The sequence below is a fragment of the Sphaerochaeta sp. S2 genome (assembly GCF_016406725.1).
Classification (GTDB): Bacteria; Spirochaetota; Spirochaetia; order Sphaerochaetales; family Sphaerochaetaceae; genus Sphaerochaeta.
Genome location: NZ_JAEKNT010000185.1, coordinates 1 through 1,006 on the forward strand (window position 1 = coordinate 1; position 1,006 = coordinate 1,006).

At 47.9% G+C, this 1,006-nt stretch carries 2 protein-coding genes; one reads left to right on the forward strand and one right to left on the reverse strand.

All coding sequences use genetic code 11. From position 1 onward, the window contains the following. On the reverse strand, positions 1-191 hold a 191-nt coding region (locus JF818_RS05015), incomplete at its 3' end, for a recombination protein O N-terminal domain-containing protein (protein WP_198890872.1). Between the two features lie 84 nt (positions 192-275). Here JF818_RS05015 and JF818_RS05020 point away from each other — a divergent pair. Beyond that, positions 276-1,006, forward strand: a 731-nt coding sequence (locus tag JF818_RS05020) for a DUF4105 domain-containing protein (protein WP_198890873.1), incomplete at its 3' end; no start/stop codon positions are given.

Genomic DNA, 1,006 nt, shown 5'->3' on the forward strand with positions numbered 1-1,006 from the left:
GGGTTGTAGTACAAAAAGAACTGCCCATCGGTAAATACTTCGGCCTTGACCGACTTGAGAGACTTTTGGGCTCCATAGCTCAACACATCGATAATGCCAAAGTCCACCGTGAGCAACTTCAGCCGCCTGTTCAGTTGGCCGTACCGTTGACTATGCAGTACGATGGCCAAAGACGATACGTTACGCTCCATGGACCCTCCACCGGCAAGAGTAGATTGAACAGGGTAAAAAATCAACTGGTTGGAAGAGCGGTCACTCTGTGCTATATTTGTCGAGTGAAACGAATCATCCTCATCCTTATACTCCTGGTACTGCTCTCTCCTCTTATGGCTTTGAGCATTCACCCACGGGAAATCGAGCAGCCCTTTGACAGTGTCAAGGAGCTGTCAGTTGTCGATTTTTCCCGGGGACTTGCACCAAACCAGGAAGCTTGGATCGACCAGACAAAGATTCATCTGCTCACTGTTGGGCCCGGTGACCCCTTGTACGCATGGTTCGGGCATAGTGCACTGGTCATATCACAACCTTCAGGGGGAAAGGTCATGTATGATTGGGGCATCTTTGATCCTGACCAACCACACTTCTACCTGAATTTTGCGATGGGGAGAATGTACTACTATGTTGTGGCAAGCGAGGCTACCTGGAGAATCCAGGATGCAATTGATGAAATTCGAGATGTCAAGCTGATCGAACTCTCCTTTCCCAAGGAAGCAAAGTTTGCCCTCATCTCCTTCTTGCAGAAAAACATCCAGAGTGAGTACTCAACCTATCTCTACCATTTTTATGATGACAACTGTTCCACTCGTATACGTGACATCATCAATGCAGCAACCGGGGGAGAGTTCCAACGGTGGGCCGAAAGTGAATCAGCTCAGACCACACTGAGAAATTCAGCAATGCAGAATATGATCCATAGCCCTTTGATCTTTTGGGCCCTCGATTTCTTGCAAGGTAAGAATATTGATAAGAGATTGAATCGCTACGATGAGATGTACCTGCCTGAGGC